General features: G+C 67.8%; 36 protein-coding genes and 1 tRNA gene. 21 read left to right on the forward strand and 16 right to left on the reverse strand.

Annotation, left to right across the window (positions count from 1 at the left end; genetic code table 11):
* Positions 1 to 345: 345 nt before the first annotated feature.
* Together Q8N19_RS12700 and Q8N19_RS12705 are read right to left on the reverse strand one after the other, a co-directional pair.
* On the reverse strand, positions 346 to 624 hold the full coding sequence (locus Q8N19_RS12700) for a type II toxin-antitoxin system YafQ family toxin (protein ID WP_305591198.1): 279 nt from the start codon (positions 622 to 624) through the stop codon (positions 346 to 348).
* Entirely contained in the window at positions 624 to 1,277 is a 654-nt protein-coding gene (locus tag Q8N19_RS12705) for a hypothetical protein (protein WP_305591200.1), read from the reverse strand. The genes Q8N19_RS12700 and Q8N19_RS12705 overlap by 1 nt, the downstream gene beginning before the upstream one ends.
* A gap of 396 nt (positions 1,278 to 1,673) precedes the next feature.
* On the opposite strand from Q8N19_RS12705, the gene Q8N19_RS12710 reads away from it, so the two are divergent.
* The 11 genes from Q8N19_RS12710 to Q8N19_RS12760 all read left to right on the forward strand — a co-directional run bounded on the left by Q8N19_RS12710 (position 1,674) and on the right by Q8N19_RS12760 (position 7,370).
* The gene (locus Q8N19_RS12710) at positions 1,674 to 1,931 is read left to right on the forward strand and encodes a type II toxin-antitoxin system RelB/DinJ family antitoxin (protein ID WP_305591202.1); all 258 of its coding nucleotides are present in this window, start codon (positions 1,674 to 1,676) and stop codon (positions 1,929 to 1,931) included.
* Positions 1,932 to 2,211: 280 nt separating this feature from the next.
* Positions 2,212 to 2,388, forward strand: a complete 177-nt coding sequence (locus Q8N19_RS12715; protein ID WP_305591204.1) for a hypothetical protein — start codon at positions 2,212 to 2,214, stop codon at positions 2,386 to 2,388.
* A gap of 64 nt (positions 2,389 to 2,452) precedes the next feature.
* Entirely contained in the window at positions 2,453 to 2,953 is a 501-nt protein-coding gene (locus tag Q8N19_RS12720) for a hypothetical protein (RefSeq protein ID WP_305591206.1), read from the forward strand.
* 652 nt (positions 2,954 to 3,605) lie between these two features.
* Positions 3,606 to 3,860 carry a hypothetical protein gene (locus Q8N19_RS12725; protein ID WP_305591208.1) on the forward strand — a complete coding sequence of 85 codons (255 nt, stop codon included), beginning with the start codon at positions 3,606 to 3,608 and terminating at the stop codon, positions 3,858 to 3,860.
* Positions 3,861 to 3,867: 7 nt separating this feature from the next.
* The gene (locus Q8N19_RS12730; RefSeq protein WP_305591210.1) at positions 3,868 to 4,431 is read left to right on the forward strand and encodes a recombinase family protein; all 564 of its coding nucleotides are present in this window, start codon (positions 3,868 to 3,870) and stop codon (positions 4,429 to 4,431) included.
* Positions 4,432 to 4,576: 145 nt separating this feature from the next.
* Positions 4,577 to 5,017, forward strand: a complete 441-nt coding sequence (locus Q8N19_RS12735; RefSeq protein ID WP_305591305.1) for a BRO family protein — start codon at positions 4,577 to 4,579, stop codon at positions 5,015 to 5,017.
* Between the two features lie 549 nt (positions 5,018 to 5,566).
* Positions 5,567 to 5,950 (forward strand): hypothetical protein, encoded by a 384-nt coding sequence (locus Q8N19_RS12740; RefSeq protein ID WP_305591211.1) that lies wholly within the window; start codon positions 5,567 to 5,569, stop codon positions 5,948 to 5,950.
* Positions 5,951 to 5,999: 49 nt separating this feature from the next.
* On the forward strand, positions 6,000 to 6,434 hold the full coding sequence (locus tag Q8N19_RS12745; protein WP_305591213.1) for a hypothetical protein: 435 nt from the start codon (positions 6,000 to 6,002) through the stop codon (positions 6,432 to 6,434).
* 42 nt (positions 6,435 to 6,476) lie between these two features.
* Entirely contained in the window at positions 6,477 to 6,941 is a 465-nt protein-coding gene (locus tag Q8N19_RS12750) for a hypothetical protein (protein WP_305591215.1), read from the forward strand.
* 1 nt (position 6,942) lies between these two features.
* The gene (locus Q8N19_RS12755) at positions 6,943 to 7,200 is read left to right on the forward strand and encodes a hypothetical protein (RefSeq protein WP_305591217.1); all 258 of its coding nucleotides are present in this window, start codon (positions 6,943 to 6,945) and stop codon (positions 7,198 to 7,200) included.
* Entirely contained in the window at positions 7,200 to 7,370 is a 171-nt protein-coding gene (locus Q8N19_RS12760) for a hypothetical protein (protein ID WP_305591219.1), read from the forward strand. Before Q8N19_RS12755 ends, Q8N19_RS12760 begins: the two co-directional genes overlap by 1 nt.
* A 267-nt stretch (positions 7,371 to 7,637) precedes the next feature.
* Here Q8N19_RS12760 and Q8N19_RS12765 read toward each other — a convergent pair whose 3' ends face one another.
* The 8 genes from Q8N19_RS12765 to hemC all read right to left on the reverse strand — a co-directional run bounded on the left by Q8N19_RS12765 (position 7,638) and on the right by hemC (position 12,067).
* Positions 7,638 to 8,120, reverse strand: coding sequence for an ImmA/IrrE family metallo-endopeptidase (locus Q8N19_RS12765; protein WP_305591221.1), 483 nt, complete (start codon positions 8,118 to 8,120; stop codon positions 7,638 to 7,640).
* A complete protein-coding gene (locus Q8N19_RS12770; protein WP_305591223.1) occupies positions 8,104 to 8,559 on the reverse strand; it encodes a hypothetical protein in 456 nt (151 codons plus the stop codon). Before Q8N19_RS12770 ends, Q8N19_RS12765 begins: the two co-directional genes overlap by 17 nt.
* Positions 8,543 to 9,301: a hypothetical protein gene (locus tag Q8N19_RS12775; protein WP_305591225.1), complete on the reverse strand. Its 759-nt coding sequence runs from the start codon at positions 9,299 to 9,301 to the stop codon at positions 8,543 to 8,545. Before Q8N19_RS12775 ends, Q8N19_RS12770 begins: the two co-directional genes overlap by 17 nt.
* The gene (locus Q8N19_RS12780; protein WP_305591227.1) at positions 9,264 to 9,818 is read right to left on the reverse strand and encodes a Panacea domain-containing protein; all 555 of its coding nucleotides are present in this window, start codon (positions 9,816 to 9,818) and stop codon (positions 9,264 to 9,266) included. The genes Q8N19_RS12775 and Q8N19_RS12780 overlap by 38 nt, the downstream gene beginning before the upstream one ends.
* 176 nt (positions 9,819 to 9,994) lie before the next feature.
* Positions 9,995 to 10,070 (reverse strand) — tRNA-Thr (locus Q8N19_RS12785).
* 90 nt (positions 10,071 to 10,160) lie between these two features.
* The gene (locus Q8N19_RS12790; protein ID WP_305591229.1) at positions 10,161 to 10,331 is read right to left on the reverse strand and encodes a hypothetical protein; all 171 of its coding nucleotides are present in this window, start codon (positions 10,329 to 10,331) and stop codon (positions 10,161 to 10,163) included.
* Complete coding sequence (locus Q8N19_RS12795) at positions 10,328 to 11,056, reverse strand: uroporphyrinogen-III synthase (protein WP_305591231.1); 729 nt, start codon at positions 11,054 to 11,056, stop codon at positions 10,328 to 10,330. The genes Q8N19_RS12790 and Q8N19_RS12795 overlap by 4 nt, the downstream gene beginning before the upstream one ends.
* Positions 11,057 to 11,104: 48 nt before the next feature.
* Positions 11,105 to 12,067, reverse strand: coding sequence for a hydroxymethylbilane synthase (hemC, locus tag Q8N19_RS12800; RefSeq protein WP_305591233.1), 963 nt, complete (start codon positions 12,065 to 12,067; stop codon positions 11,105 to 11,107).
* Between the two features lie 72 nt (positions 12,068 to 12,139).
* Here hemC and tsaD point away from each other — a divergent pair, with 72 nt between their 5' ends.
* The 4 genes from tsaD to Q8N19_RS12820 are packed head-to-tail and all read left to right on the forward strand — an operon-like array spanning position 12,140 to position 14,891.
* On the forward strand, positions 12,140 to 13,243 hold the full coding sequence (tsaD, locus tag Q8N19_RS12805) for a tRNA (adenosine(37)-N6)-threonylcarbamoyltransferase complex transferase subunit TsaD (protein ID WP_305591235.1): 1,104 nt from the start codon (positions 12,140 to 12,142) through the stop codon (positions 13,241 to 13,243).
* On the forward strand, positions 13,240 to 14,241 hold the full coding sequence (locus Q8N19_RS12810; protein ID WP_305591237.1) for an NAD(P)H-dependent glycerol-3-phosphate dehydrogenase: 1,002 nt from the start codon (positions 13,240 to 13,242) through the stop codon (positions 14,239 to 14,241). The genes tsaD and Q8N19_RS12810 overlap by 4 nt, the downstream gene beginning before the upstream one ends.
* 9 nt (positions 14,242 to 14,250) lie before the next feature.
* Positions 14,251 to 14,538 (forward strand): YciI family protein, encoded by a 288-nt coding sequence (locus Q8N19_RS12815; protein ID WP_305591239.1) that lies wholly within the window; start codon positions 14,251 to 14,253, stop codon positions 14,536 to 14,538.
* Positions 14,535 to 14,891 (forward strand): Rieske (2Fe-2S) protein, encoded by a 357-nt coding sequence (locus Q8N19_RS12820; RefSeq protein WP_305591241.1) that lies wholly within the window; start codon positions 14,535 to 14,537, stop codon positions 14,889 to 14,891. Before Q8N19_RS12815 ends, Q8N19_RS12820 begins: the two co-directional genes overlap by 4 nt.
* Positions 14,892 to 14,908: 17 nt before the next feature.
* Here Q8N19_RS12820 and Q8N19_RS12825 read toward each other — a convergent pair whose 3' ends face one another.
* Together Q8N19_RS12825 and Q8N19_RS12830 are read right to left on the reverse strand one after the other, a co-directional pair.
* Entirely contained in the window at positions 14,909 to 15,334 is a 426-nt protein-coding gene (locus Q8N19_RS12825) for a YciI family protein (protein WP_305591242.1), read from the reverse strand.
* Between the two features lie 100 nt (positions 15,335 to 15,434).
* Positions 15,435 to 16,199: an SDR family oxidoreductase gene (locus Q8N19_RS12830; RefSeq protein WP_305591244.1), complete on the reverse strand. Its 765-nt coding sequence runs from the start codon at positions 16,197 to 16,199 to the stop codon at positions 15,435 to 15,437.
* Positions 16,200 to 16,378: 179 nt separating this feature from the next.
* On the opposite strand from Q8N19_RS12830, the gene Q8N19_RS12835 reads away from it, so the two are divergent.
* Positions 16,379 to 17,095 (forward strand): class I SAM-dependent methyltransferase, encoded by a 717-nt coding sequence (locus Q8N19_RS12835; protein WP_305591246.1) that lies wholly within the window; start codon positions 16,379 to 16,381, stop codon positions 17,093 to 17,095.
* Between the two features lie 177 nt (positions 17,096 to 17,272).
* Positions 17,273 to 18,460: a cell wall hydrolase gene (locus Q8N19_RS12840; RefSeq protein ID WP_305591247.1), complete on the forward strand. Its 1,188-nt coding sequence runs from the start codon at positions 17,273 to 17,275 to the stop codon at positions 18,458 to 18,460.
* A gap of 15 nt (positions 18,461 to 18,475) precedes the next feature.
* Here Q8N19_RS12840 and Q8N19_RS12845 read toward each other — a convergent pair whose 3' ends face one another.
* The 3 genes from Q8N19_RS12845 to Q8N19_RS12855 form a co-directional block, all read right to left on the reverse strand.
* On the reverse strand, positions 18,476 to 19,225 hold the full coding sequence (locus Q8N19_RS12845) for a creatininase family protein (RefSeq protein WP_305591249.1): 750 nt from the start codon (positions 19,223 to 19,225) through the stop codon (positions 18,476 to 18,478).
* Between the two features lie 133 nt (positions 19,226 to 19,358).
* Complete coding sequence (locus tag Q8N19_RS12850; protein ID WP_305591251.1) at positions 19,359 to 20,135, reverse strand: molybdopterin-binding protein; 777 nt, start codon at positions 20,133 to 20,135, stop codon at positions 19,359 to 19,361.
* A complete protein-coding gene (locus Q8N19_RS12855; RefSeq protein ID WP_305591253.1) occupies positions 20,132 to 20,941 on the reverse strand; it encodes a cytochrome b/b6 domain-containing protein in 810 nt (269 codons plus the stop codon). The genes Q8N19_RS12850 and Q8N19_RS12855 overlap by 4 nt, the downstream gene beginning before the upstream one ends.
* 126 nt (positions 20,942 to 21,067) lie before the next feature.
* Here Q8N19_RS12855 and Q8N19_RS12860 point away from each other — a divergent pair, with 126 nt between their 5' ends.
* Together Q8N19_RS12860 and Q8N19_RS12865 are read left to right on the forward strand one after the other, a co-directional pair.
* Positions 21,068 to 21,232, forward strand: coding sequence for a hypothetical protein (locus Q8N19_RS12860; protein WP_305591255.1), 165 nt, complete (start codon positions 21,068 to 21,070; stop codon positions 21,230 to 21,232).
* A gap of 88 nt (positions 21,233 to 21,320) precedes the next feature.
* Complete coding sequence (locus Q8N19_RS12865) at positions 21,321 to 22,256, forward strand: thioesterase family protein (protein ID WP_305591257.1); 936 nt, start codon at positions 21,321 to 21,323, stop codon at positions 22,254 to 22,256.
* Here the strand turns inward: Q8N19_RS12865 and Q8N19_RS12870 are convergent.
* Positions 22,253 to 23,134, reverse strand: a complete 882-nt coding sequence (locus tag Q8N19_RS12870; RefSeq protein ID WP_305591259.1) for an alpha/beta fold hydrolase — start codon at positions 23,132 to 23,134, stop codon at positions 22,253 to 22,255. The two genes, Q8N19_RS12865 and Q8N19_RS12870, sit on opposite strands and share 4 nt — an antisense overlap.
* An 82-nt stretch (positions 23,135 to 23,216) precedes the next feature.
* Here Q8N19_RS12870 and Q8N19_RS12875 point away from each other — a divergent pair, with 82 nt between their 5' ends.
* Together Q8N19_RS12875 and Q8N19_RS12880 are read left to right on the forward strand one after the other, a co-directional pair.
* Complete coding sequence (locus Q8N19_RS12875) at positions 23,217 to 23,648, forward strand: DUF488 family protein (RefSeq protein ID WP_305591261.1); 432 nt, start codon at positions 23,217 to 23,219, stop codon at positions 23,646 to 23,648.
* A gap of 68 nt (positions 23,649 to 23,716) precedes the next feature.
* Positions 23,717 to 24,610 carry a crotonase/enoyl-CoA hydratase family protein gene (locus tag Q8N19_RS12880; protein ID WP_305591263.1) on the forward strand — a complete coding sequence of 298 codons (894 nt, stop codon included), beginning with the start codon at positions 23,717 to 23,719 and terminating at the stop codon, positions 24,608 to 24,610.
* Positions 24,611 to 24,614: the final 4 nt, after the last annotated feature.

A 24,614-nucleotide genomic window follows, 5' to 3' on the forward strand; every position in this document is an offset into this window, starting at 1 on the left:
CGCCGACATCGTGTCCACTAAGCCCTAAATGGACACCATGCCGCCCACGCCCGGAACTTAGACTTCAGCCCCCGCCCTCAACAGGCGGTCATCAGCGGACGCGTACACATCAACGTCCGCCTTCTGGAGCGCGGCGACCGCCTGGTCTGTGGAGACGTGCCCGTCGTCCAGAGGAGCCCCGCGGCCCTCTTGGAGCTGCCGGCAGGCACCTTGACCAGCAACCGAAAGGAGGCCCGCGGCCTTTGCGCGGTCGCTATCCGGGGGGATGCAGGCCGCTACCGTTAGGCACGGCGGGGGCCTGTATCAATTGGCCCCCTCGCTTCACGACATCAAACTTGATGGGGCCTAGCCAAATAGCTCGGCATGCGAGCCCAGCCGAACAAGTTCAATCGCCTCCGCCGTCTTCCGGTAGATGAGCACTAGATCAGGCTTTAGGTGACAGTCTCGCGCACCTCTCCACTGGCCTTTGAGCGGATGGTCCTTATAGGCGGCCGGCATCCTGCCACCCGACTGCAGTAGGCTCGTGATGGCTCGCAGGAGGTCGTCGATGTCGTCGGCATGCTGACCGGCCTTCTCGCGCCTATAGTCGCGCTTGAATTGACCCGTATATGAGAGGTTCAACATTACGCCGCTCCGTCATCAGTGGGCGACGATGGCGACGCTCCTGTAGGCAAGGGCGGCAGAGCCCCAAAGACCTCGGCCGCTGTCCTCGCGGGTGGCGGAGGGGCGGGTGGCACCGCGGGTGCGGGCGTCGGAAAGAGGTCCATCGCCCCGACATCAAGCGCCAGAGCAATCAACGCATTATAGCTCGCCTCCATAAGGCCGGTGGACTTGTTCTCGTGATGCCAGCGCAGAACCAGATGCGGATTGTGGATCAAGGCATGGGTCATCGGACCAGCCTTCCCTGCCTTCAAGCTGATGAAGTGGAGCTCTTCCAGCTTCTTCATTCTGCCAGCCCACGTGTGCTCACCACGCTGGCCACCAAAGCCGGACGCAAACGCCATCTCGCTCGGCTTAACCACCTGCACAAATCCATTGTCCCAGGTCGAGCACCAAAGGGTCATGTAGGTGGACGACACGGGGGCGCCCTTCGTCATCTCGTCCATGATGCGCAGGATCAAGGGCATCGTCTTAGGGATGGTTGTGAAGCCTTTGTGAGCCTTACGGTCCCACACGTATGTGCCGGCCCCCGGCCACAAATGGTCACGGAGCGCCAACTGCTTTTTGGCAATTGCCCCGCCTTCTCGAACTGACACCATGGACTGTTCCTTCTGCATCGAGCGCGATCTCAACCCCGCACAACGCAAGAAGGGTCGCTTTAACTCGAGAACAGGATATTTTTAAAACGCAACAAAAACAACAACTTAGGCACTTACTGGCGCAACACGAGTTGCGGGACCACGCACACTCAGGCCCCCGGGACGGAGGATTACATTACATCTCGCCGTTGTGTTTGCAATATTTAATGCACGCGATTCCAACAACATCCTGTTTTTGCTAGTGTTTTCGGGCGCCTTGCTGTGCTGACCTTGTTCTCGATGTCCTGATACGTGCTACTCGTGCTGCCCGTGCTGCCGGATGGTCTGGAAGGGTAGGGGGCCTATGTTTGAACCCTAAGCCTTTTGTAACTACGTTGTGGCTACAGGCTCTCTTGGACCTGGAAGGAATATGGAATGGCCTCGCTTGAAATGGTGCGCGCACGAATCGATGCCGACCTTAAGCGTGAGGCTGCGTCGGCTCTGGCCGACATGGGCCTCACCGTATCTGACGCAATCCGGCTAATGCTGATCCGGGTGGCGACCGACAAGGCGCTGCCCTTTGAGGTGCGGACCCCTAATGCCACCACGCGCGCGGCCCTGGATGCTGCAGTCCGCGGCGAGGTAACGAAGGTCGATACCTTCGATGCCCTACTCGCTGATCTGAACGACTGAACGGGAGGCGGGGTGCAAATGCTCTGCTCAGCGGGTCACGGCTCCGACCCGGACTCGAGCGCATAATCTGGACCCCGTCTGACCTCGCCTTCAACCAGCCCCCAACTGCCGCGCCTTCCGAGGCATCAAGCTCAACACTAATCAGCGCCTCACGGAGTTGCGGGCCAGGTGTCGCGGACGGGTGGCGGCCTGACCGTTTACGAAGCAGGTTCGCGATCCCGTCAACCCACTCGACTGGGGCCTAATAGGCCGCAAACAGCGGACCAAGACGATCCGGTCCATGCGCGACCGCTACCACACCAGCGCCATCCAGGCCCTCCGCGAGGAGGACCGCGAGTTCGACCATGCGGTCGGGGCGGTGGGGCTGCGGAAGCAGCTGGAACGAGACGGCTTCGGCGAGACCGAGATCACGGAGGAGCTTCGGCGGTTCCGTGAGGACGTCTTGCTGGGCTACTGAGGACGTCCAGTATACGGAGGCCCCCACGCAGGTGTTAGATGGGGGCCTCCAAAAAGGGGGCTTCATGGACGACCTCTATCCTTCCTTCTGGAGTTACCTCTTTTGGGGGGTTGCAGCCCTCTTCGTTCTTGCGGGCTTGTGGCCATCCAGTCCCGCCATCCAAGACGGCCCAAAAAGAGGGGAGACCCTTCTAGGGTGCCTGATGGTCGCCGCGCTGATGGTGGGGCTGGGCTTTTGGGCGTTTGGCAGCCGTTCTGAGGACAGCCTGCGGCAAGCCAATATTGCAGTCGCGCGGTCGGAGCGGGAGCTGGCATCGTTGGATGCAGCAGAGCGCGCGGTGTCATCCGGCGAAACCGCCGCAACGTCTACGAGTCGAAATATGAGCTTCGACGCCTGTCTCGCGACAATCGATGTGGCCGCGCGGCAGTTTGGCACGCCAATCAACGTGGTCGATTCCAGCGACGTTCGTATTGTTCGCATCCCGACTAGCGACGGTTCCGTGCTTATCACATGCTCTAGACCAGATCAGAAGATGATCACGACGCGCAGTTCTCAGCGATATTGATCTCTCGGACCAAGCGGTCCTCCGATGCTTTTTGGGTCGCTTATCCGAAACCCCATATACGTAGAGACGAACTAGCCATCCCCCCCGTGGGGGGTAGGGGTTGCCGGGCCGCCTAGGGCCTCTTTGGGGGGCACCTGAGGGCCTCCCCCGGCACACTGGTGTGCCGTCCTGATGCCGGGTTGTTTTGTCCACAGTCTTCGGAGGGCTCCCGGCCGCGCCGGGTCTGCCGTTCGGCTATCCTACTGGCATGCCTGCCCGGTCATCGCCTCCCCTCACACTCAACGCCGTGGCGCGCCTTGGGGGCCGCCTACTGATCGGCTGCAGGTGCGGCACGGCCGTCTGGCAGTCGGCCGCCGACTACTGCCCACCTCTGCGGGCCTGGACGGTCGAGGAGATGGAGCGTGCCGGCATCTGGTCCTGCGGGTGCGGCCAACGTCCGGCCGTCATGGTCTACGCACCGCACGGGACAGGACAGTATCAGCTGGAACGCTGGCGCGGGCCGGAAGGCTGGACACGCCCCGCGTGACCCGTCCGACATGGGTATACCCACAGCGGTCGGAGCCATCGGACACATTTTCTGTCCGATATGGGTTGACCTAGCATTTATCGGTCGATATTGCTTGGAACTCTTAGACCCATAAAGGACACTCCGATGACCGACCGCACTGTCGCTGACGCCGCCCATGCCTTCCGCCAGCGCCTCGCCGCCTGGGGAACGCCCATGGCTCCCGCCGTCCCCGCTGAGGTGCCCACCGCGCTCCCCGTGGGCGGTCTGCTAGCTGGCGTTCACCCCCTCGATGTCGAGGGCGGCCTCGCGCTCTCCTCGGCAATGTTCAAGCGGCGGCTGAAGGCCATGGGTGGGGGGCGCGATGTTGCGCTCTATCGTTCGCCCTTCGATCCGGCTTGAGGCCCCCATGGCGCTCATCGGATACGCCCGCGTCAGCTCGTCGGGGCAGAGCCTCGACGTGCAGACCGAACAGCTCCGCGCCGCTGGGTGCGAGAAGGTGTTCGCCGAGAAGCAATCCGGCCTGTCAGAGGAGGGCCGGGACCAGCTGGCCCTCGCCCTCGACTACGTCCGGGACGGCGATGTCCTGATGGTCACCCGCCTGGACCGCCTCGCGCGCTCTGTGGTGGACCTACGGAGCATCGTGGACCGCCTCACGGCCAAGGGGGTCGGTTTCAAGGCGCTGCAGCAGCAGGGCCTGGACACCACAGGCGGGGAGGGGCGGCTGTTCCTCACCATTCTGGCAGCCTTCGCGGAGTTTGAGGCCGACCTACGGAAGGCGCGCCAGATGGAGGGCATCGCGAAGGCGAAGGAGCGGGGCGTCTATCGGGGGCGGCCCGCCAAGCTGGATCCACAGGAGGTGCTGCGGCTCAAGGGTGAGGGGGTTCGCCCCGCCGAGATCGCCCGCCGCCTGGGCATTGCAAGGTCGAGCGTCTACCGGCTGCTAGGGGAGGGCACGGACGAAACGGGGTGAGGCGTGGACCCCTCCCGCCAGGGTGCCCGTGCCGCCCCTTTCTTCCGAGCGAAAACGGGAGCTGGCGGGTGTCTGCGCAGTCTCAGGGCACCCCTAATCTGGTCAAGGGTGCTGCGCCCCCACCGGCCACGCCATCCGCGCCACCCTGATCGACGGGGAGCCCTGGTTCGTGGCCGCCGACGTCTGCCGGGCGCTCGGGCTCCCGACTGGAGGCTCGGCCGGCGGCGCGACCCGCTACCTGGGCCGCCTCCACGCCGACGAGAAGCGGACGGTTCGGCGGGCTGAGGCAATCTGTTCGCCTGAGCTGTTCGGAGCCAACGCCCCCGCCCTCACGCTGGTGTCGGAGCCGGGGCTCTACAAGGTGACCCTCCGCTCTGACAAAGCGACGGCACAGCCGTTCCAAGACTGGGTGACCCGTGAGGTCCTCCCCTCCATCCGCAAGACCGGCTCCTACGCCCTGGCCGACCACGGGCGCACCGAGATGCCCCTCCCTGCGGACTTCCTGCAGGTCTTCCGCGAGGCCGCGTTGCCGCCCCATTTTACCGCGGCAGAACGCCCGCGAAGTGGGTGCTTGGCGGGTGCGTAGCTGGGGCGGCACGTTCGCTGGAAACGGTCCGAAGACGGCGGCGCACCGGGCGATCGCAAATAATCCCTCACCCTTGGAGACGACGCGCCGCGGGAACGCCGGGGCGACATCCCGGTGGGCAGTCGCGGGGCGGGGCGATTTACTACGCCCCCTTGGGGACCGCGCCGGGTGGGAACTCGCCCACCGACACCGAACCGCCATTTCTCCCCCACCCTTGGACACCACGCCGGGTGGGAACTATGTCCGCTGCGGTCCCTATAAGAGAGCCTAAAGGTAACCCTTAAGAGGAACCACAGAGGGAGATGACGTAGTCATCCCCACTGAAGGTAGACCTCTAGGTTCCCTAGAGACTCCCCTGTCCGCCCTCTGGGGATGGTCTTATCCCACGAAGAACACCCGCAGCATCGGCGCGCTGGCGTCTGAGCGCAGTCGCGCTCTGCCCCGCTTTTGATTTTCCATCCTTGACGTTCACCCGCGGTTTTCCTGCGGGCCAACCTTGTCCGCTCCTTGAGGCTCTCTCAGGGCGCGGGCCTCAACGTAAGCAGCCACATGACCAGCACACAAACTCCGCGGGCGTTGATCGCAACCCCCGCCCATGACGACCGCGGCGGTCCCTGCCTCGCGGTCCCCTTGTGGGGCGCCCTCGGCGACGGAAAGGCCGCCCTTCTCGACGACGACGGCCTGGCCAAGCTCCGCGCGGCCGGCGCTCATTCACTGTCCCTCACCGGCGACGGCCAAGGCCGCCAATACGTGGTCTTCCGCCGCCCCACCGATGGCCGCCTGACGGCTGCCGCGCGGGTGATCTTGGACGCCCCCATCGGCAGCCGCGTCGAGTATCAGAACGGCGACCGCCTGGACCTGCGGGCGCGGTCTCTGACCCTCCGCAAGTATGCGAAGGCCGGGGCAGGCCGGGGCGCGCGCCGTGTCCGCTGACGGAAGCCCTCAGGGCAACCCACAGGCGGCCGAACAGGACCCGCGGGTCGTGGCCGCATACGAAGAGATCGCCGCCGCCCACGGCCCCGAGATCGCCGCTATCGTCGCGCGGCGGTTCGCGGCGGTCGTCGCTGAGGGCTCCCCAGGCATGGTTCGCTATCTCGACGGTCTGCCCGACTACTTCGCGAGGCAGGCGGTGTGGCGGCGCGAGTTTGATCGCTCTAACGCCCAACGCGCGGCCACGTCGCCCACCGCAGCGAAAGCCCGAACCCGCAAGCCTAAGCCGGCGGCAACCACCACCGAGGCCCCGTTTAGCGACAAGACGAGCCCTCGCGCTCGCGTCTCGCCGGATCAGGTCCGCGCAATCCGCCGCCGCCGTGCCGCCGGGGAGACGAGCCTCGCCCTGGCGGCCGAGTTCGGCCTCACCAAACGGAACATCAACCTGATCGTAAGCCGCCAACGGTGGGCGCACGTCGCCGACTAGGCGCGGCGCTCCTCAATCCCCCTTCCCAACCCCAAGGACGACATGACCGACACCAACGGAACCGAGGCCGCCCAGGCCGACACCTTCTTCGACATCAGCGAGGTCCATCAGGCGATTGCCGACCCGCTCTACAAGACCAGCGAACGCTATCGCAGTGAGGTGGCGTCGAAGCTGACCCGCTCTCAAGCCGCCGGCACGGTCGGCCGCATGGGCGAACAGATCACCCACGCCCAACGGACCCACACCGTCAACGCCGTGAACCTCGCAGAGGGCACCTACGGCGGCGCTCAGCCGATGCCCAAGCCTGCACCTCCGCTGTCCAGCATCCACACGTTCTCCAGCCTGGATCAGATCAACGCCGTGATGTCGTCAGATAGCTACCGCGACCCCACCTACCGCCAAGGGGTCGTCGAGCGCATCGAACGGTCGATCCGGGCCGGCACCCTGGACGACCGTGCCCTAGCCCAGGTGGCCGCCTGGCAGGCCGCCGCGCAAGGGGGCCGCTGATATGGCGATGATCAATCCCCGCTATCCCTCTAACCGCGCACCGGACGACCACCGCCTGCTCGACGTCACGCGCGCTGCGGCTGTCTGCGGGTTCAAGCCGGCAACCCTGCTGGCGCTCGCAGAGTGCCGGCGCGGACCCATCCCATACCTCATTGAGGAGGACGGGACGCCGCTCGCCTGGACTACCGAGGGGATCTACATCTGGCGACAGATGTGCAAGGCGCGGGACCGGCAGGCTCAGCAGAAGGCTGCGGCCTGATGGCTGACGAGCCCGCGCGCAACAGCCGCGAGGTGGCCGACATCATCGGCCAGGGCGTCGTTCGCCGGACCTATGTCCACCTCGACGCCCCGCCGCCCATTGAGCGGGCCTATCGCCCGTCTGCGCTGGGCAACCCACCGCCCAAGCAACGGCGGCGCGACCGCGCCTAACGCATCAAGGAGCCAGCATGACACCGAACCCAAAGGACGACCCGCTTGGCTGGCTCCGCGCGACTAGTGATCAACCCTGGCTCTCCACCGCTGAGGCCGCGAAGCAGCTTGGGATCACCCCCGGCCGACTCTGCCGGCTTCGGCGGCTGGGCCGCACGCCTCCCGCGGCGTCCATGCGGGTCAGCCGCAACGTGATACTGTGGTCGTTAGCCGAGCCTTGGCCGCGAACGTGGGGGCAAATCCAGCTTGGCGGCTACCCGAAAACGGCTACGGGGCCAGCCTCAATTCCCGAAGCCGAATGCGCAAAGCCTGATCCGAGACGTCAAACAGTTCAGCCAGCCTCGCCAGGGCCTTTTCTCGTGCATACGCGCGGCGGACCTCGTTAGCCGGCAAGAGGAGCTGCGCTGCAAACCGGTCGGCCTGCCGCTCCATATCGTCACCCAGGTTCGGGCTGCGGTAGAGCGCATTGTCCACTACCTCGTCCACGAGGTCCCGGTGGAGCATGTAATGCGCAAGCTCATGGGCGAACGTGAAGCGCTGCCGGCGTGAAGAGTCGCGACTGTTGATCACGATGCGGTATCCGGCCCGCGCGCGCGCATCACGCACCAGCTTGCCCGCGATGTTCTCTGAGAGGGGTGACCGCTCCACCTCAAGACCAAGATCGGCTGCCATTGCATCGAGGTCCACTGGGACCCGCTGCAAATAGCGGTTAACGACAGCCGCTTCGCCCACATCAGCGAGCTGGATCATCGTTGCCTCCCCGTTTCAACTCGGCAGCCAATTCGTCTTCCGGCGCATCCCCGCCTGACGCACCGGACGTCGAGAGGTAGAGCTGCACCATACCCGGCAGCTCGCGCATGGTAAGCGCTCGGGCCGCATCAGCCGCCGTGGACTTGGCCGTCTCCTCGGCGATGTCTCGTGCGACCTGCTCTGCGGCGATCTTGGCGCTCTCCTTCAGCGCGGTGTAGCCCCACAGCGCGGTCAGCGCGACGAACACCGTGACCGCTGCCAGAATGACCGCAATGGCCGTCAGCAGTATGGTGACGAGGTCTTGATAGCTGAAGCCCTGGGGAGCGCTTTGCAGACCACGAGTGCAGACGAACCAGAGCGCCAGCCCAAACAGGACCGTATTGACGAGCAGAAGCAGCCGATTGCCCCACTCGGAGACGCTCTTAAGAGGCGACTTCACTGGCACTTGGCGGCTCCCCGTAGCCCCACCAACCGCTGGTGTCGGTGCGCCGGGCCTTGTCCTCCGCAGCCTCCTGAACTTCGTTCCAGAGCCTGCAAGTGTCGGCCGCCATGCGCGCAAGCTGCTCGTAATCGAACAGTTCAATCCCATCGCCAAAGGTGATCTCAGCAGTCCGAGGGCGTTTGGCCCGCTGCGGGAACTGCAACATGGACAGCCTCGCGCCCGAAAGGTCGCGTTCAAGCGCGCGGGACTGCTCGTGCATGGCCGACAGTGCGAACCGCAAGCCGCCGGCTGTGTAGGGCCGACGCCGATAATTGACACCGACAACCGAGGGAGCCTCGCCTGCCTGCAGGAGGACGACGTCGGAGCAATAGCTAACTGAAACACCCATGCCGAGCTGAAGCCGACCAAACTCTCTGGAGGCCGCGACAACACTTCTTTCCAGAACCAGCTCGTGGAAGAGCCTAGCCAGCTCCAAGCACGACCGGCGTTCCTCGCCCTTGCGGGACTGAGCGGCCACAGCAGCCAGAATGTCATCAGTCGTCGGCTTCGGCGTTGCGATGGGGAGCGGGAGACCCAGGCCCCAGATTGCCCCCTCTGCCAACCGGACGGGGCGGTATGACATGCGCGCTGGGCCTAAGAGCCCCACCAGCCGCTTCCGCTGCTCGGCAATGGGCAGGGTGGCGATGTTAGCGAGGTCCTCGCTAGGTAAATGGCGCTTCCTGGTCAGGATCCACTCCATCATCCGGGCTCTCGACAGACAGCTTGTGTCGCGAGAATCGTTCGAGGACGAGCATATCACTGATACGCATTCCGCGCCCTGGATTCGTTCTCGCTTCGTTCGAAACCACATCCCAGGGGCCGCCAGGGACGTGAGAAAGAGCGACAAGCTGGCTGGCGCTCAGGCTGCCAAGAGTGTTGACCACTCGCCGACATACAGCGACCGCGCCTGCATCGGACACCGGGGGGACCACCAGAAGGCGGCCCGACGTATAGTCCGACCGAACGGCCCGCCAAGTAATCGGGCTGCTCCCAGCTTCCTTGAAGGCTTGGTAGACGTTGGGGTGAACGGGACCGTGCGTCCAGGCCTCGAAATAGCCGTCCACGAGCGGGGCGCGGTTTGCCGTGAGATAAGCCCCGTGGGTGAAGTAAAGCAGCTTCTGCAGCATCAAGTTAGTGACCACGAGCGCCCGCCCCTCCGCCTCGTCGAGCAGGAGGTTTGCAATAGCGCGGGCGTCGAACTTTGGGTTGTCGTTCACGAAGGCTCCGACTGGCTGCGCGCGCCAGTAGCTTCCGATACGCTCTTTACCGCCAACCACAAGGCCGCAGCGCCCACAAAGTGACACCCATCGGCGGAAGAAACTGTCACCCAGTTTTCGTCGTCGACCAACCCAACCTACTGATTTCGCTTATCTTTAAGTAGCCCCGGGAAGGGTGGTGCCGCCTAGGTGACTCGAACACCTGACCTACGCATTACGAATGCGCCGCTCTACCGGCTGAGCTAAGGCGGCCCGTGGCGACGTTGCCGCGCCAGGGGCGAGGCTTACGTCCGGGCGGGCTATTTAGCGGCTCTTGGCGCGCTCGCCAAGCGCCTGCGTGGTTCACGGCGCGGGGAACAGGACGGGACCCAGGCGGGCCACCCCGAGGCCTGCGGCGATGCAGACGACCGCAAAGGCGATGAGCAGCCAGAACCGCAGGCCAAGCAGTTGTCCCGGGGGGCGGGGGGCGGGGTCGTCCTCGTCTGGATCGCCAGGCGGCGGCGGGGCGCTCACGAGGCCTCGGCCACCGGCGGGGCGGCCCGGTCGATCAGATTCAGAAGGGCTGACTCCAGAGGCACCGGCGCATAGACCCGCGGGCCGATCCGCGCCCGGGCCAGGGGCTTGGCGACGGCCTTGGACAGGCACAGGGCCCGCAGGTCCGGGGCCTGACGCCCACGCATGAGCACGGCCAGCTGGCGGGCCGCCTTCGGGGAATAGAGCAGGGCCGCCTCGGCCCGCAGCGCCTGATTGAGGGCCGCAGCCGGCGGGGTCACCGGCACCGTTTCATAGATGGGCAGGGTGCGGGAGGCGACCCCGGCCTTGGCCAGCGCCCCGGCCAGGTCGCCGGCCGGCTCGGTGGCGGCCGGATGCAGCACCAGCCCGCGAAATTCCTCGGCCCGGCTGGCGATGCCGACGGCCAGCGCGGCCACATCCCCGTCGGCCGAGAGCACCTGGCGAAAGCCCGCCGCCCGGGCGGCCTGGGCGCAGGCCGCGCCCACGGCGAAGACCGGCAGGGCGCGAACCTCGGTGAGCTGGGCGAAGACCCGCACGCCGTTGGCGCTGGTGAAGGCGAGCGCGCCCACGCCGGTGAGATCGGGCGCGGTCCCGGTGACGGGGCGCACCTCCAGAAGCGGCAGAACCAGCGGCATATGTCCCAGGGACCGCAGGCGGGCGGCGGTGGCGGTGGCGCCGGGCTCGGCCCGCGTGATCCAGATGAGGCGCCGGGGGGGTGCGGTCATGGCGCCAGCAAAGCTTGAGCCGCAGGGGCGATGCAACCCCGCAACGACCTATTCCGGCAGGATGATCGCGTCGCCGGCCTCGTCGCGGAGCTCGGCGCCCAGCTTCAGGCCAAGCTCCCGGGCCGCCACCACCGCGTCGGCGGCGCCAGTCAGATCCAGGCCCTCTTCGCGGCGGAAGCGCAGGCGGCCGTCGGGCGACAGGGCCTCGACGATCAGGAAGAGCTGGCCGGCCTTCAGGGTCGCATAGGCGCCGATGGGCGTGCGGCAGGAGCTTTCCAGGGCCGCCATGGCGCCCCGCTCGGCCGCGACGGTGGTGGTGGTGTCCATGTCGCGCAGGGCCGCGAGCCAGGGCTGCCCCTGGTCGGCCTCGCGGGTCTCGATGGCCAGGGCGCCTTGGCCCGGGGCCGGGGGGCGCTCGACGGGATCGATGAAGCTCTTGGCCGCCCCGTCGAGGCCCAGGCGCTTGAGGCCCGACAGCGCCAGGATGATGGCGTCGTATTCGCCGGCCTCCAGCTTGGCCATGCGGGTGCCGACATTGCCCCGCAGGAGCTGGACGTCGAGGTCGGGGCGGGCGTGCAGGCTCTGGGCCTGGCGGCGCAGGCTGGCGGTGCCAAGCTTGGCGCCCTTGGGCAGGTCTTCCAGGGTGCGGGCCTCGCGGCTGAGGAAGGCGTCCCGGGGGTCCTCCCGCTCGGGGATGGCGGCGATGACCAGGCCCGGGGGCAGAACCGCGGGCATGTCCTTCATGGAATGGACCGCGCAGTCGATGCGGCCGTCCAGCATCGCCTCCTCGATCTCCTTGGTGAACAGGGCCTTGCCGCCCACCTCCAGCAGGCGCCGGTCCTGGATCTGATCGCCAGAGGTGCGGATCACGATCAGGGGGGCGACCTTCTCGGCGTCCTCCGGCGCTGCGCCCAGGGCCGCAGCGATACGACGCTGCATCTGGCCGGCCTGAGCCAGGGAGAGCTGGGACCCACGAGCCCCGATGCGGACGACGGGCGGTTGCGAAGACACGGTGAGCGGTCTACCTGCGATGCGATGACTGACAGCCCGCTGCTACAGGACAGGCGCCTTGGCCGCAACCAGATGACCGATGCCACGACGCTGGGGCTCACCGTCCTGGGCCTGGAGACCAGCTGCGATGAAACCGCTGCGGCGGTCGTGCGCCTGGACGCCGAGGGCGCGGTGCAGGTGCTCTCCTCGGTGATCGCCAGCCAGATCGCCCAGCACGCCCCCTATGGCGGCGTCGTGCCCGAAATCGCCGCCCGCTCGCACGTGGAGGCCATCGACGCCATCGCCGCCCAGGCCATGGGCGAGGCCGGCCTCTCCTATGACGATCTGGACGGGGTGGCGGCCACCGCCGGGCCGGGCCTGGTGGGCGGGGTGATGGTGGGGCTGGCGTTCGGCAAGGCCGTGGCGCTGGCGAGGACCCTGCCGCTAGTGGCGGTCAACCACCTGGAGGGTCATGCGGTCTCCGCCAGACTGGGCGCGGCCGTCCCCTACCCCTTCCTGCTTCTGCTGGTCTCGGGCGGACATTGCCAGTTGCTGGAGGTGGGCGGGGTCGGCGCCTGTCGCCGCCTGGGCACCACCATGGATGATGCGGCGGGCGAGGCCTTCGACAAGATCGCCAAGACGCTGGGCCTGCCCTATCCCGGGGGGCCGGCCCTGGAAAAGCTGGCCGTCGGCGGCGATCCTGAGCGCTACGCCCTGCCGCGGGCGCGCCTGGGTCACAAGGACTGCGATTTTTCCTTTTCCGGCCTGAAGACCGCCGCGGCGAGGATCGCCGAGGGGCTGACCACGCAGGCTGAGCGCCGGGACCTGGCCGCCGCCGTCCAGACCGCCATCGCCCGCCAGCTGCGCGAACGCACCGAGCGGGCCATGGACCTCTACGCGCAAGCCCACGAGGGCGAGGCTCTGCGCTTCGTGGTCGCCGGCGGGGTGGCCGCCAACGGGACCGTCCGTGCGGTGCTGGAAGACGCCGCCCGCGCGCGGGACTTTTCCTTCACCGCCCCGCCGCTCGCCTACTGCACCGACAATGCGGCGATGATCGCGCTCGCCGGCGCCGAGCGGCTGGCGCTGGGGATCAGCGATCCCCTGGACGCCCCGGCCCGGCCCCGCTGGCCCCTCGACGCGGCCGCCGCAGCCGCCAATCCCAGCCACCTCGCCGGCCGAAAGGGCGCCAAGGCATGAGCCAGTCCATGAAACGCGCCGGGGTCATCGGCGCCGGCGCCTGGGGCACGGCCCTGGCCCAGGTCTGCGTCCGCGCCGGTCTTGAAACCACCCTGTGGGCCCGCGAGCCCGAGGTGGTCGCCGCCATCGCAGAGACCGGTGAGAATAGCCTCTTCCTGCCGGGCGTCCCCCTCGATCCCGCCCTAGCTTGCACCAATGACCTGGCGAGGCTTGCCGGCTGCGACCTGATCCTGATGGTCGCGCCGGCCCAGCACCTGCGGGCCGCGCTCACCGCGTTCGCCCCCCATGCCCGGCCGGGCCTGCCGATCGTGCTGTGCGCCAAGGGGGTGGAGCAGGGCTCGCTGAAGCTGATGACCGAAGTCCTGGCCGAGACCCTGCCTGAGGCGGCGGCCGCCGTCCTGTCTGGTCCCAGCTTCGCCGGCGAAGTGGCCCGGGGCCTGCCGACGGCCGTGACGCTCGCCTGTCCCAATGAGGCCCTGGGCAGGGCGTTGGCTGAGGCCATCGCCCTGCCGGCCTTCCGCCCCTACTACGCCCCGGACATGGTCGGCGCCGAGGTGGGCGGGGCGATCAAGAATGTGCTGGCCATCGCCTGCGGCATTGTCGAGGGCCGCGGGCTGGGGCGCTCGGCCCATGCCGCGCTCATCACCCGGGGCTTTGCGGAAATGACCCGAGTGGCCGTCGCCCTGGGCGGTCAGCCGGAGACCGTGGCCGGGCTCTGCGGCCTCGGCGACCTGGTGCTCACCTGTTCCAGCCCGCAGTCGCGCAATATGAGCGTCGGCCTGGCGCTGGGGGGCGGCCAGACCCTGGAGGCGGCCCTGGCCGGCAAGCTCTCGGTGGCCGAAGGGGTGGCGTCCGCGCCCGCCGTGCGCCAACTGGCGGCCAAGCTCGCCGTGGAGACACCCATCTGCGAAGCCGTCGCCGCCATCCTGGCCGGCGAGGTCGAGGTCGATCTCGCTATCGCAAAGCTGCTTTCCCGTCCCCTCAAGGACGAACGCTAAGGACCTGGAATGACCATTTTCGTGCTGATGTGCTTCGACAAGAAGAATGCGCTGTCCGAGCGCATGGCCGTGCGCGAGGCCCACCTGGCCTATATCGGCGAGCATCTGGACCGCGTGAAGCTGGCTGGTCCCCTGCTGGACGAGGCCGGCGAGATGGCCGGATCGCTGATCCTCTATGAAGCTGAGACCCTGGCCGAGGTTCAGGCGTTCAGCGCGGCTGATCCCTACAAGTCCGCCGGCGTCTTCGAGCGGGTGGAGATCTCGGCCATGAAGATCACCCGCGGGGCCCTGGCTTGAGCGGCAACCCCGCCCGACCGCCCGCGGGAACTGATCTCTGCGCGGTTGAAGAGATCACCGAACCCGGCGCCAAGAGCTTCCGCTTCCGCGCCGAGGCGGCCATGTTCGCCGGCGTCGTGGTCCGCGTGGGCGAAGAGATCCGCGGCTATGTAGATTCCTGCCCCCACGCCGGCTGGCCGCTCTCGGCCCTGGACGACCGCTACCTGACGAGAGACGCCCGCCACATCCTCTGCGCGGGCCACGGCGCCCTGTTCACCCCGCTCACCGGTGAATGCGTCGTTGGCCCCTGTTTCGGCGAACGCCTCACCCCCTGGCCGGTGGAGCTCCGCGAGGGGCGGGTGGTGACGGCCTAGGCCGCTTTCGCCAGGGCCTAGTCCTGCCCCGCCAGCTTGTCGGCCACGCGGCCGTGCACGGCTTCGGCTTCCGGGGTCATGATCTCGTCGAAGTCTGACATCTCGTAGAAGGGGCGAATCTCGATCTCGCTGGGGCCGGGCATGGGATTGGGGCAGCGCTTCACCCAGGCCACCGCCTCGTCCATGTCCTTGACCTCCCAGATCCAGTAGCCGGCCACCACCTCCTTCGTCTCGGCGAAGGGGCCGTCGATGACGGTGCGGCCTTCGCCGTCGAAGGCGACCCGCTTGCCCTGGGCGGTGGGCTTGAGGCCATCTCCGCCCTTCATGATCCCGGCTTCCACCAGCAGCTCATTGTAGCGGCCCATGGCCTCCAGCAGCTCGCCGCCGGGCATGATCCCAGCCTCGCTGTCAGCCGTCGCCTTGACGAACACCATCACTCGCATCGCCGCTCTCCTCCTGCTCATCCGAAACAAATTGATGGGAATTGTTCAAAGGACGCCGGTCGCGGCGGCAAGCCGACATCGGACGCGAGGATATTCCGCCTCAGACCTTGGTCATGGAGGCTCCGCCATCAACAAAGAAGGCCGAACCGGTGACAAAGCTGGCCTCGCTGGTGGCCAGGAACAGGGCCGCAGCGGCGATTTCCTCCGGCTGAGCGATGCGCTTTAGAGCATGCAGGCTCTCTACCAGCTTAGCGGCCTCGGGTGTCGGAGCCACCGAGCGGCCCAGAGGGGTGTCGGCTCCGCCGGAGAGCAAGGCATTGGCCCGGATGCCCTGCGGCCCATACTCCGCAGCGATCACGCGCGCGAGGCCCACCAACCCCGCCTTGGCCGCCGCATAGGCGCCCAGTCCCGGAAAGGCGCTGGCGTGACCGACGAAGCTTGACGTGAAGATCAGAGAGCCCCCGCCAGAGGTAAGCATTGCTGGGATTTGCCGGCGGGCGCCCAGGAAGGCGCTGGTCAGGTTGACGTCCAGCACCCGCCGCCAATCGGCCGTATCCATATCCGCCAGCGGCCCGACCGGCCCCGTGGCGCCGGCGTTGTTGAAGGCCACATCCAATCTGCCGAATGTTTCGAGCGCCCGGTCCACGAGGGCGTTGGTGACCGACTCCTCGCTTACATCGCCAAGTACGACCTCAGCGGCCACGCCCCGCGTGGCCAGGGTCGCCGCCAGAGCCTCAAGCGCAGGCGCGCTCCGCGCGTTCAAAACCAGTCGCGCGCCTTCGGCGCCAAAGGCCAGGGCCGCAGCCCGTCCGATACCCGAGCTTGCGCCCGTGATGATAGCCACCTTGCCCTCTAGTCGCGCCATACTCTGTCTCCATTGATTGAATGGCTGGGTCCAATGGGGGAGGCATAGGCGCAGAGGGGACTTGGGTCTGGCGCTTCCCGGACCGGCAACATGGCGGCACGATGGGCCCGCCAGACATGCGACCCTTCCTTAACGGCTTGGCGGCTATGCCATCAGAAGACCTTCGATGGAGCTTCGTCTTGGCTGATCCGATCCGCGCGCTCGCCACCCTGAACGGCCGCTTTGCGCCCCAGTTCGCCCAGACCATGCTCGGCAAGCCGCGGTCCAGCGGCGACGCGGCGGCCTTCGCCGGCCACTGTCAGACCATGGGCTTTGAGTTCACCACCGAGTGGGCCGACAACAACATCCCCTATGTGGCGCCCCTCCTGCGGGACTTCGCCGCCACCCGCGGCCAGATTCGCTATCTGGAAATCGGCGCCTATGAGGGCCGCAACCTGGCCTTCATGGACTGGCTTCTGCCGGCCAAGCTGGACGTCACGGTCATCGATCCCTGGTTCGACGAGGCCCTGAACCCGGAAGAAAAATACCATGCGGTCGAGCCCCGCTTTCACCGCAACATGGGCAAGCTCGGCTTCACCGGCCTTACCACCCACAAGGGCTTCTCCACCTATGAGCTGCCCAAGATGCTGGAGCGCGGCGAGCGCTACGACCTGATCTATGTAGACGGCAGCCACACCGCCTGGGCGGTGATGGTGGACCTGGCCTATTGCGCGGCCCTGCTGGAGGTCGGCGGCATGATGGTGCTGGACGACTACTGGCATGACGAGAGCGAGATCGGCGGGCCGGGCGTCAAGCAGGCGGTCGACCGCTTCCACGGTGTCTTCCGCCACTATTTCGAGATCAGCGCGGTCTACCGCCAGGTGGCCCTGACCAAGATCGCCGAAATCCCCCGCTAGTCTTGATCCCGCACACGGGCCCCGCGGCGCCTGTTTTGCCAGCTAGAGGCGCCTGCTGCGACGCGCGCGCCTGAACTGGGTCATTTCTGGAAACCGACGTTCCGAATCCGCTGGATATCGGACGCCGCCAGGCCTATGGGAAGCGGTGACGGGGGTGGGCGCGTCAGGGAGCTGAGCGTGCTGAAGTTTCGTCGGTTTTTCGACACCGAACATCGTCATCATCACTTTGCGGGGCTGCAGGTCTTCCTGGTCGCCCTGCTGGCGGGCGGCCTGGCCGTAGCCTCGCCCTATATGGGCGGCGAGCGGACCGGGCTGCGTCTGGCCAAGCTGACCGACGGGCAGATCGACGCCGCGGCGCTGGAGCGCCTGGCCGGCGCCATGGACCCGGCCATGCGCAGTCTCGCCGACCGCTTCGCCCCGCCTGAGATCACGCCGGCCTTCGCCCGGGTCGACCGGGAGACCGGTGTGATGAACGCCCTGGACGGTGGCGCGCCGGAACCGGCCATTCTGCGCCTGCAGGACATGGACGAGGGCCAGGCCCGCCTGTGGAACGCGGCCAATCCCACATCGACCCTGCCCAATCCCGCAGCACGGCCGTTCCGCATCTCCGGCGGCTCGCTGCATCAGGCCCGCGCGCTGGATTGCCTCGCCGCGGCCGTCTATTACGAAGCCCGCTATGAGAGCCTGGACGGCCAGCGGGCCGTGGCCCAGGTGGTGCTGAACCGCGTCCGTCATCCGGCCTATCCGAATTCCGTCTGCGGCGTGGTCTTCCAGGGCTCCAACCGCACCACCGGCTGCCAGTTCACCTTCACCTGCGACGGCGCCCTGGGGCGGCCGCCGGAGGCCGAGGGCTGGACCCGCGCGCGGCAGATCGCCGAGGCCGCCCTGTCGGGCTATGTGATGAAGGGGGTCGGCAACGCGACCCACTATCACGCCAACTATGTGGCCCCCTATTGGAGCCCCAGCCTGATGAAGGTGGCCACGGTCGGCGCCCACATCTTCTATCGCTGGATGGGCGGCTGGGGTCTGCCCGGCGCCTTTGGCGGCGCCTATGGGGGCGATGAGTCGGTCGGCTTCCAGGTCGCCGCCCTGAACCGTCTGTCTGGCCCGGGCCTGGTGGAGATGGCCACCCTGGCCGAGGACATGGAGACGCTTGCCCCCACCGGCCTCACCGGTTCGGGCGAAAATGACGCCGCCGATGTTCAGGTGATCGAGGTCGCGTCCATCCAGCACGAGATCGTCGCCCAGCCGGACGCCGTGGTCGCCCAGGCCGAGGGTCTCGTCCCGGCCGAGGACCTGGACTGGGTCGGACGGGTCAAGCGCGCCCCGCCGCGCCTGGCCATCCCCTCCAGCAACGGCTTTTAGGGGTCCGCCCGGCGATCAGGCCGGGGCGGTCTCGGCCGAGAAGGCCGCCACATCCTCCAGCAGGCCGATGGCGGCCATGCGGACCAGTTCGCCGCCCTTTTCCGGGGTCGCCTGGGCCGGATCAGAGCCCATGCGGCCATCGGGATAGCGGGCGCGGAAATCCATCGCCTCGCGGATCGGCCCGGTGGGCGCGATCTTCGGCGCATAGTCGGCGGTCTTGATGGCGTCGGGATAGGCCCACTGGGTGACCGCGATCTCCGACGGCGTCGCATGGCTGCCATGGCCGGTAGGGAACTGGCTGTTGGCCAGGGCGAGGACACCCTTCAGCTCCCACCAGTTCTTCAGCTTGCAGGCAAAGCCCCGGGGTTTCCCGGCGAAGCTCGCCTCGGCATAGAGCTCGGAAAAGGCCGCCTCGATGGTGGCGACGTTCCCCCCATGGCCATTGAGGAAATAGATTTTCTCGAACCCGTGGGCCGAGAGCGACCGGCACCAGTCACCAATGGCGGCGATGAAGGTCGAGGGGCGCAGGGAGATGGTGCCGGGGAAGCCCAGATGATGCTGGGCCATGCCGATATTGAAGGTGGGCGCCACCAGGATGTCGCCGCTCTTCTGCGCCTCATGGGCGATGATTTCCGGACACAGCCAGTCGGTGCCCAGCAGGCCCGTGGGGCCATGCTGCTCGTTGGAGCCGATCGGAACGACCACCGTCTTCGAGCGGGCAAGGAAGCCTTCGACCTCGGACCAGGTAGACAGGTGCAGCAGCATGGGGCGATCTCCGGCGCAAACGGGGGGGTCAACCGACATAGGCCCTCGAGCCTCGGGAGGTAAGCCCCGGCCAGAGCGCGTTCCGATAGTTGGGAACCGGTTATCGGATCAAAACGCGCTCAAGACGCAAGGCTCAGATGCCGGCGTACCACTCGTAGCCGCGATCCTCCCAGAAGCCGCCCCGGCCGCCGGCGATGTGGGCGAAGCTCTCCACCGCCTCGATGCGCATGACGTATTTGGCGTGCTTGTAGCCCAGCTGGCGTTCGACCCGCAGGCGCAGGGGGGCGCCGTGCTTCACCGGCAGGTCCGCCCCGTTCATCTCGTAGGCCAGGATGGTCTGTTCGTGGAAGGCGTCGACCAGGTCGATGCTCTCGTAATAGAGCCCCCGGTCCCCCTCGGCGAAGGCGTCCAGCCGGTCGGCGCAGTGGAAGACGATGTAGCGCGCTTCCGGTTTGAGCACGGCCTCCTCCAGCAGGGCCGAGAGCCTGGCCCCGGTCCATTGGCCGATGCTGCTCCAGCCTTCCACGCAGTCGTGGCGGGTGATCTGGGTGCGGGCCGGCCGGGCGCGCAGGTCTTCAAGGCTGAGGGACAGGGGCCGCTCCACCAGCCCGCCGATCTCCAGGCGCCAGTCGGCGAAATTGCTGGCGACCAGGGTCTGATAGGCGGCTCCGGCCGGCCGCAGGCTGCCATTGGCGCGGAAGTCCGGGGAGATGTCGGCGGGCGTGAATTCCCGCGCCAGCGCCGTGCGCGAGAGGATCAGCCGCTGAGCGGCCATGGTCAGGCCCTCGGCCCGGGCCAGGGTGGCGCGGACGCCGGCATTTCGGCTGACCTGGTCGCAGCCGGCCAGGGTCAGGCCCAATAGGGCCGAGCCGGCGCCGGCCAGCAGGCCACGGCGGGGGATCGAGGTCATAGGTGCGCTCCCGGAACGGGCGGCGGTGTCTCCCCGCCGGTGATCATGGCCCGCAGCTGGCGCAGGGGCCCTGAGGCCAGGACCATGGCGATATGGACCAGGACGAAGGTCACGATGGCCAGGGCGCTGAGGAAGTGGATGGTCCTCGCCGACTGACGGCCGCCGAACAGCTCGAAGGTCCAGGGCCAGGCGGCGTTGACGCCAGGCGACATGCCCAGGCCGCTCAGGACCATCAGGGGCAGGAGGCCGAAGATGACCGCCAGATAGACCAGCTTCTGCAGGGCGTTGTAGCGGCCGTGGGGGAAGCGCAGGGCCAGATGGTCCCGGATCTCGCGTCCCAGGTGGCCCGGCGAAAGCTCCGCCCGGCGCGGGGCGAGATCGCGGCGGAAATGGCCGCTGGCCAGGCCCCAGGCCAGATAGGCCAGGCCGTTGAAGACAAACAGCCAGGCGAAGAAGAAGTGCCAGCGGCGCCCCTCGGCCAGGGACCGGTAACCCGGCAGGGTGGCCCAGGCCGGGAAGCCCCGGCGCTCGCCGTCCGACAGGCCCAGCAGGCCGGTGGTCTCCACCTTCAGGCCGCCCACCTGGGTATAGCCCGCCAGACCCGGGCCCTTGGGTTCAGCGGTCATGGCGACCCAGGGCTCGGCGAAGGTCGAGGCGTGGCCCCAATAGAGGGCCGGATGGGCGTTGAAGATCTGCAGGCCGCTGCCCAGCAGAACCAGCAGCACCAGGGCGTTGACCCAGTGGGTCAGCCGCACCAGGAGGCTGTGCCGCGGCCGGGTCCTTGCGGGTTTGATCGGGTCGTCCAAGGGACCGCCTCCGTCGCCATCTGCCAGACACTACGCCGGATCGGCATGCGGCGTTACAGCGGCGCCGTCGGAACGCCTCGCGACGCCGCACGCTGTCCTGGTTCAACCCCCAAGGGAGACCCCGAGATGAGCGAGCAAGACGCCAAGCGCCACACACCGGTCGAGAACCCGCCGCCCGAGCCGCCGGTGCAGAGCCAGGAGGAACAGGTCGAGCGCACCGGACGGGCGCCCGAAGTGACCGGCCAGACCGAAGGGCTTCCCAAGGACGCCGGCAAGACGGGCGAATCCTGAGCCTTCAGGGCCGTTGGCGCGGGCGGCGGGCGCCCCTAAGGTCCCCGCACGTCGCCCGGCGCCTGGGCGGTCTTGAGCGGGGGGCCTGATGGGCTGGGACGGCGGAACCGAGATCTGGGTCGGCGGGGTCAACACCTGGGAATGCGATGAGATGGGTCATCTCAACGTGCGTCACTGGGTGGCCAAGTCCATGGAGGCCCTGGCGGGTCTGGCCGCTGAGCTGGGCATGCCCGACGCCTTTTCTGGCCTTGCGCCGTCCACGCTGCTGGTCCGCGAGCAGCACATCCGCTTCCTGCGGGAGGCCAAGCCCGGGGCGGCCCTGACCGCCCGGGGCGGGGTGGTGGCCATAGGCGAGGACGAGGCCCGGCTGCTGATCGTCATCCTGCATCCCGACGGGACGCCGGCCGCCACCTTCCAGACCGTGGTGCGTCACGCCACCGCCGATGCGGGCCGGGTCTTTCCCTGGTCGCGGCGCATCCTGGCGGCGGCAGAGCGCCTGCAGGTGGACATCCCCGACTTCGCCGCGCCCCGCTCCATCAGCCTCGATCCCGTGGCCGCCAGCGCCGCCAGCCTGGAGGCGGCCAAGGCTATGGACCTGACCCGGATCGGTCTGGGCGTGATCGGCGCGGCCGATTGCGACGCCTTTGGCCGCATGCGCACCGAGATCGTCATGGGCAAGATTTCCGACGGCATCCTGCACCTGCTGGGCGCCGACCGGGGCCTGGGCGAAGGTCCAGGCTCAGGCGCGCCGCGGATCGGCGGCGCGGCCCTGGAATACCGGCTGGTGCATTTCGCCTGGCCCCGGGCCGGCGACCGGTTCGAGCTGCGCTCGGCCACCGCCCATGTGGAGGAGCGATTCCGCCGCCTGCGCCACTGGATGGTCGATCCCCACACCGGCCGGCCCTGGGCCAGCGCCGAGAATGTCGCCGTGGGCTTCGACCTCGACGCCCGCAAGGTGGTGCGGCTGTCGCCCGAGGCGGTGGACGCCATACGCAAGACCACCCGACCCGAGATGGCGCTTTAGACCGCCACCGCTTCAGTCAGGACCTGGCGCACCAGGTCTGGCCGCTCCATGGGCAGGAAGTGGCTGGTCCCCGGCACGGTCTCGATCCGGTAGCGGCCCGTCGCGGCCAGCATCTCCAGGTGATCGTCGATCCGGCAGGTGGAGCCCTGCTCGGCCCGCAGGATGCGCACCGGACAGGGGCAGGCCAGCGCTGCGGCCCAGGCCTGGTCGTCATAGACGGCGAAGTTGGACGCCTCCCAGGCGGGAGCGCAGGCCAGCTCCACCGCCCCGTCGCCGGTGTCCACAAAGCCCGCGGCCACATAGTCCTCCAGCTGCTCCAGGGACCAGGTCCTGAAGGCGCCGCGCCCCTGATAGGCGGCCACGGCGGCGGCCCGGCTGTCAAAGCGCGCCCGGCGGCGAAGAGCGCCCTGGACCATGGGCGACTGGGCGATGTCGCCAGGCGCCGCCTCGCCCCGATCCGGCATCAGGACGGGATCGAATAGCAGCAGGTTCGAGATCAGGTCCGGCGCCTGGGCCGCAGCCATCAGGCTGGTGGTCGCCCCCATGGAGTGGCCGGCCACCGTGACCGGTCCCTGAACCACATGAGGCAGCAGGGCCAGGAGGTCGTCGCGATAGGCGCCCCAGCCGTTCCGGTTTTCCAGCTCGGTGGGCAGGGCCGTGGCGCCGTGACCCCGCAGGTCGATGGCCAGAGTCCGCATCTGCGCCCCGAGCGGCGTCAGGATCGAACGGTAGGTGGCGGCGTTGAAGCCGTTGGCGTGGCAGAAGACGAGGTCGAAATCCCGGTCGGACGGGCCGAATTCCAGGGCCGCCATCTCGCCGCCCCGGCTGGGCAGAGGAAAGCGGCGGACCCGCGGGGCCTGTGCGACCGTTCCATCCATGGGCGGATCCTTCTCTTCGCGCGATGGGTTCTTGTGGCCCCCATATATCCCGTCCGTCCCCTGACCCAAGGAGAGGTTCGCCATGGCCATCGCCACCATCGGCTATGAGGGCAAGACCCAGGCCCAGATGATCGACCAGCTGAAGACCGCCGGCGTCGAGCTGGTGGTCGATGTCCGCGCCGTCGCCGCATCCCGGCGGCCGGGCTTTTCCAAGACCATATTGGGCGCCAGCCTGGAGGCCGAGGGCATCGGCTATGAGCACCTGCGGGGCCTGGGCACCCCCAAGGCCGGCCGCGACGCGGCGCGCTCGGGCCGCATCGCCGAGATGCGCGCCATCTTCGAGGCCCACCTGGCCGAACCCCAGGCGGTCACCCAGCTGGCCCGCGCCCAGGAGCTGGCGGGACAGAAGAAGATCGCCCTGCTCTGTTTCGAGGCCCGCGCCTGCGACTGCCACCGGGCCATTGTGGCTGAACGCCTCTGCGAAGCCCTCGACCAGCCGATCGAAGACCTCTGAGGGCTTGGCCTTCCCCAACGTCAGGGCCGATGATGGGGGAAACACGCCAACAAGCTCAGGGATACGCCATGACCGCCGCCCAACTGAACGACGCCGACACCATCCCGGCGCTCGGCCCCTGGACCTGTTTCGATGTCGAGATCGACGCCGGCGTGGCGCACATCAAGCTGAAGCGGCCCGAGGCCTTCAACAGCATGATCCGCGCCTTCTGGAACGAGCTGCCGGTGATCGTGCGCGACATCAACGACAATGTCCGGGCCCGCTGCATCGTCATTTCCTCCACCGGCAAGCACTTCTCCGCCGGCATGGACCTTGCGGTGTTCGGCGGCGGCGGGACTTCGAACGCCGATGGCGGCGCCGCGCCCGATCGCTTCATCGCCGCCGAGGGCCAGCGCCACCACATCCGCTGGCTACAGGACTGCTTCAGCTGCCTGGATGAGGCCCGCATGCCGGTTCTCGTGGCCATCCAGGGGGGATGCATCGGCGGGGCCATGGACATGACCAGCGCCTGCGACATCCGCTACGCCACCGAAGACGCCTTCTTCTGCGTGCAGGAGATCAATATCGGCATGACCGCCGATGTCGGCACCTTCCCCCGCCTGTGCAAACTGATCCCCGAGGGCTGGGTCCGCGAGCTGGCCTATACCGGCCGCAGGCTGCCGGCCCAGCGGGCCAAGGAAATCGGCCTGGTCAATGAGGTCTTCCCGACCCACGAGGCCCTGCTTGACCACGTGATGGCCACGGCCAGGGAGATCGCCGAGAAGTCGCCCCTGGCGGTCACCGGCTCGAAGGTGATGATCAACTATGCCCGGGACCACACCATCGCCGATGGGCTGGACTATATCGCTGTCTGGCAGACCGGCATGTTCGCGGGCTCGCACATGGGCGAGGCCTTCAAGGCCAAGGCGGAGAAGCGTCCGGCCGACTTCCCCGACCTGCGCCCCCTGCGTCACGAGATGTAGGTTG

Origin of the sequence: Phenylobacterium sp. (assembly GCF_030693405.1) — a bacterium.
GTDB lineage: Bacteria > Pseudomonadota > Alphaproteobacteria > Caulobacterales > Caulobacteraceae > Phenylobacterium.